A 4,504-nucleotide genomic window follows, 5' to 3' on the forward strand; every position below is an offset into this window, starting at 1 on the left:
GACAGGTACGGCAGCGCGACGCCGGGGTCGCGGGCTACGCCCGTGATGTCACGCGATGTCAACCATTCCGGACGCCCAGTCGTCCAGGATCCTGGAGGGGTCCAGGACGACGGGCAGTTCGGTCAGGCCACGGAAGGCGGGGAAGGGCACGGTGAGCCATTTGGCCTCGTCCGCCGGCTGGGCCATGGAGAGTTGCGGGAAGCGGCGGAAGAGCGAGGCCAGGGCGATCTGCATCTCCATCCTCGCCAGCGGTGCGCCGAGGCAGAAGTGCGGCCCCGTACCGAAGGCCAGGTGTTTGCTCTGTACGCCCTGCCGGGCGATGTCGAAGGTGTCGGGGCTCTCGAACGCGGCGGCGTCCCGGTTGGCCGAGGTGACCGCGATCTGTACCAGCGAACCCTTGGGAATGAGCGTCCCCGCGATGGTGATGTCCTCCAGGGCGTGGCGGAAGGTCGCGTTCTCGACCGAGCCCTCGAAGCGGATGATCTCCTCGATCGCGTTCGGGAGGAGGTCGGACGAGTCGATCACCTGCCTGAGCTGCTCGGGATGGGTGAGCAGCGTGTAGACGGCGTTGCCGATGAGGTAGGCGGTCGTCTTGTGGCCCGCGAACAGCAGCACCCACAGGGTGGACAGCAACTCACCGTCCGTCAGCGACTCCTGCTCGTCGCTCGTCTGGATGAGGACGCTGAGCAAGTCGTCCTCGGGGGCCTTGCGCTTACGGGCGATCAGGTCCTCGAAGTACTCCCGGAGCGTGTTCTCCGCCTCGGCCAGGCGATCCTTGTCCTTCTTGCTGAAACCGGTCCGCGCGACGACACTGCACCACTGCTGGACCTCCTGCCGCTCCTCCTCGGGAACGCCGATGAGCTCGCAGATCACCTGCAGGGGCAGCGGGAAGGCGAAGGCCGACAGCAGATCGACGGGCTGCAGAGTGGAGCAGTTGTCGAGCAGCGTGTCGGTGAGCTCCTGGATCCGTGGGCGCAGCGCCTCGATACGGCGGGGCACGAAGGCACGACTGACGATCCGGCGCAGCCGTGTGTGCTTCGGCGGGTCGGCGAACAGCATGTTGTCGTCCAGGGCGATGGACGAGTCGCCGAAGATGGACCGGTAGGCGTCGATGGCCGCGTACATGTCCTTGCTGATCCTGGGGTCGGCAAGGGCGGCCTTCGCATCCTCGAACCGGGTGATCAGGTATGAGTGCACACCGTGGGGCGGCGTGATGCGGCAGACCGGCGCGTTCTCCCGCAGGTGCCGGTAGAGGGGGTGCGGGTTGGCCCGGTACTCCGGGCAACCACGGGATGCCGCGTCCACCGCCCGGGCTGTCTCGTCCGCGATCTCCTGCTCCTGCATCTGAGTCATCGACGGCCCTTCTTCTCTTCCCACGGTGGCACAGGTCGGCTGCAAGCTAAGAATTCATTGACGCCACTCGGAACGGGAAAACGTGATTCACCCTGACGCGGACCCAAGTCGTCGGCACGGCACGGAAGTGGAAAAGCAGACTGTGCCGTCCGGGGGAAGGCTCGATTGCCGACCCCGGGGGCCTGTGACAGGTTCGGTTCCAGGGCCGCCATGAATGCGAATCGCTGCCCGAACTACCGCTGGGTCACTGGAGGAGGACGGGCTGTGGACACACGAGACAAAGAAATGGTGCCGGTGTTGATCGTGGGCGGTTCGCTTGTCGGACTGTCCGCGTCGGTGTTTCTGGGAAGACTGGGCGTCAGCCATATGGTCGCCGAGCGCCGGGCCGCCACTTCCGAACATCCCCGGGGCCGGGGGAACAACATGCGGACGATGGAGTTGTTCCGCACCGCCGGGCTGGAACCGGACATCAGAAAGGCCGCGGACGTCCTGTCCGGCAATCACGGCATCATGCAGACGGACAAGCTGTCGGGCGGTGAGAGCAGATGGCTCTCGGCCCGTCTCACCGGCGGAGCCCCCGAGACGAACGTGTGCTCCACCCGGCGGTGCGCGTGCAGCCAGAACGACCTGGAGCCGGTCCTGCTGGAACACGCCCGTGCACTGGGCGGGGACGTGCGCTTCGGTACGGAGCTGATCTCCTTCACCGAAGACGGGGACGGCGTGACGTGTGAACTGCGCGAGCGGGAGAGCGGCCGGACGTACTCGATGCGTACGTCCTACCTCCTGGCGGCCGACGGGCCGCGCAGCCCGGTGCGCGAGCGGCTGGGCATCGGTCAGAGCGGCGGGGGCGACCTGTTCCACAACGTGAGCGTCACCTTCCGCAGTAAGCTCCTCCGTCAGGTGGTCGGGGACAAGCGGTTCCTCGTGTGCTACCTGAACGGCACCGAGGGCGAAGGGGTCCTGCTGCCCGTCGACAACGAGGAGAAGTGGGTCTTCCACGTCCCGTGGTTCCCCGAGCGCGGCCAGACGCTCGAGTCCTTCACCGACACACGCATCGCCGACCACATCAGGGCCGCCGCCGGCGTACGGGACCTGGACGTCGAGGTCACGGGACGCGCCCCGTGGCACGCGGCGGACCGGGTCGCCGACCGCTATCGGCAGGGACGCGTCTTCCTCATCGGTGACTCGGCCCACGAGATGCCCCCCACCGGCGCCTTCGGATCCAACACGGGCATCCAGGACGCGCACAACCTCGCCTGGAAGCTCACCGCCGTACTGCGCGGCTGGGCGGGTGAGGGCCTGCTGGACACCTACGAGAACGAACGTCGCCCGGTGGCCCTGGCCACGAGTGCCCGGGCCATCGAGCAGGCCGCACGCGAGCAGCACCCCGGCTACACCGCCGCGCAGGGCTCGGGCCAGAGCACGGACCTGATGACCGTGTCCCTCGGCTACCGCTATGTCTCCACGGCCGTGTCCGGCGCCGACACCGACGCGCCGACCATCCCGCAGACGCTGCGCCTACAGGCGGACCCCGGCACCCGGGCCCCGCACATGGCCGTCGTGCACGACGGGGACACCAAGTCGACCATCGACCTGTACGAGCAGAGCTTCGTCCTCCTCTGCGGCCTTGCGGACGGGCCGTGGCCGTCGGCCGCCCGCGCCGCGGCGGCCACGCTCGGCGTGCCCCTGGTGTCCTACCGCTCAGGCGCCGGCCCGGACTTCGACGTCGACACCTCGCCCGCCCTGGCCGCCGGTGCCGAGGACTGGGCCGCCACGCACGGCGTCACCCCGCAGGGCGCGGTGCTCGTGCGCCCCGACGGAATGGTCGCCTGGCGCTCCGGCGACCTCCCCTCAAATCCCGAGGACGAGCTGACGCACGTTCTGCACGGCCTCCTCAGCCGCTGATCCCGCTCTCCGACGCCCTCGAACCGTTCCACCACAGGGAGCCCTTCCATGCGTCAAGCCGCCGAGACCACCGACCCGCAGGCTCCGGGCGACATAGGCCTGCGCACCGCGCTGAGCGCCGACGACGCCCGGCACGAACGGATAGATGTTCACCACCACTACACCGCCCCCGAATGGGTGCGATGGGCCGAGAAGAACGGGATCGCGGACCGTGACGGGCTGCCGCCGTGGACCCGGTGGGACGAGGCCGCCGCCCTGGACCTGATGGATCTGACCGGCACGCGCACCAGCATCCTCACCGTCGCCATGCTGGGACGCTTCCAGGACGCGGCGACACGCAAGGAGAGCACGCGTGTCGCCCTCGAGGCCGCGGGCGACCTGATCGTCCGGCACTCCGGCCGCTTCGCCTTCTTCACACCCGTCTTCCTCGACGACGCCGAACTCTCCCGCTGGTCCGTCACCCATGGGATGGACCAGCTCGGCGCGGTGGGCGTCAGTGCGCGCACCAGCACGGGCGGCACGTACCTGGGCGACCCCGGGCTCGACCCGATCATGGCGGAACTCGACGAACGCGCCGCTGTGATCAGCACGCACCCCATGCAGGTGAACACCTCCGGAGCCCCCGAGGGTGTACCGCCGTTCGTGTGCGACTTCCTCATGGACACGACCCGCGCCGCACTGAGCCTGATCATGAACGGCACTCTGGACCGTTTCCCGCGGCTCACGTTCATCCTCCCGCACGGCGGCGGGTACCTCCCCTACATCGCGAGCCGGATCGAGGTCTTCGGGCGCCAGCTCGTCCCCGCCGTCGATCCCGGCCGCGTCCGCGACTACCTGCACCGCTTCTACTACGACACGGCCGCGCCCATGTCCCCGTCGGCCACCCCCACTCTTCTGGCCGCCGCGGGCTCCTCCCGCATCCTCTACGGAAGCGACTGGCCGCCGACCCCCACCCGGGTGGTCGCCGATGTGACAACTCCCGCTCTGGACAGGGATCCCGCCCTCGGCGACCAGGAGCGCGGTCATATCAACCGCGGTAACGCCCTGCGTCTCCTGCCCGCCCTCGCGTCGGCCTGAGCACGCCCGGTGGGCCGTCCTCGTACCGCGGGTGCGAGTGCCACGGAGAACCGCTGCCCGGCTCGCTCGGCGCTCGGACGGACGTGGGGGGGGCGGCGGGGGCGGCGCGGCGGGGCCGCGCGCGCGGGCGCGCGCGCGCGCCCGGCGGCGGCCCGGCCGCCCGCCCCCC

General features: G+C 69.6%; 3 protein-coding genes. 2 read left to right on the top strand and 1 reads right to left on the bottom strand.

Annotated features, from left to right (window positions below; translation table 11 throughout):
• Positions 1 to 48 precede the first annotated feature (48 nt).
• The gene (locus tag ACWGJB_RS48485) at positions 49 to 1,353 is read right to left on the bottom strand and encodes a cytochrome P450 family protein (RefSeq protein WP_453386424.1); all 1,305 of its coding nucleotides are present in this window, start codon (positions 1,351 to 1,353) and stop codon (positions 49 to 51) included.
• A 264-nt stretch (positions 1,354 to 1,617) separates the two neighbouring features.
• On the opposite strand from ACWGJB_RS48485, the gene ACWGJB_RS48490 reads away from it, so the two are divergent.
• Both ACWGJB_RS48490 and ACWGJB_RS48495 read left to right on the top strand, forming a co-directional pair.
• Positions 1,618 to 3,258: an FAD-dependent oxidoreductase gene (locus ACWGJB_RS48490; RefSeq protein WP_453386425.1), complete on the top strand. Its 1,641-nt coding sequence runs from the start codon at positions 1,618 to 1,620 to the stop codon at positions 3,256 to 3,258.
• A 48-nt stretch (positions 3,259 to 3,306) separates the two neighbouring features.
• Positions 3,307 to 4,335 carry an amidohydrolase family protein gene (locus tag ACWGJB_RS48495; RefSeq protein WP_453386426.1) on the top strand — a complete coding sequence of 343 codons (1,029 nt, stop codon included), beginning with the start codon at positions 3,307 to 3,309 and terminating at the stop codon, positions 4,333 to 4,335.
• Positions 4,336 to 4,504 lie beyond the last annotated feature (169 nt).

The organism is Streptomyces sp. NPDC054813, from assembly GCF_053611365.1.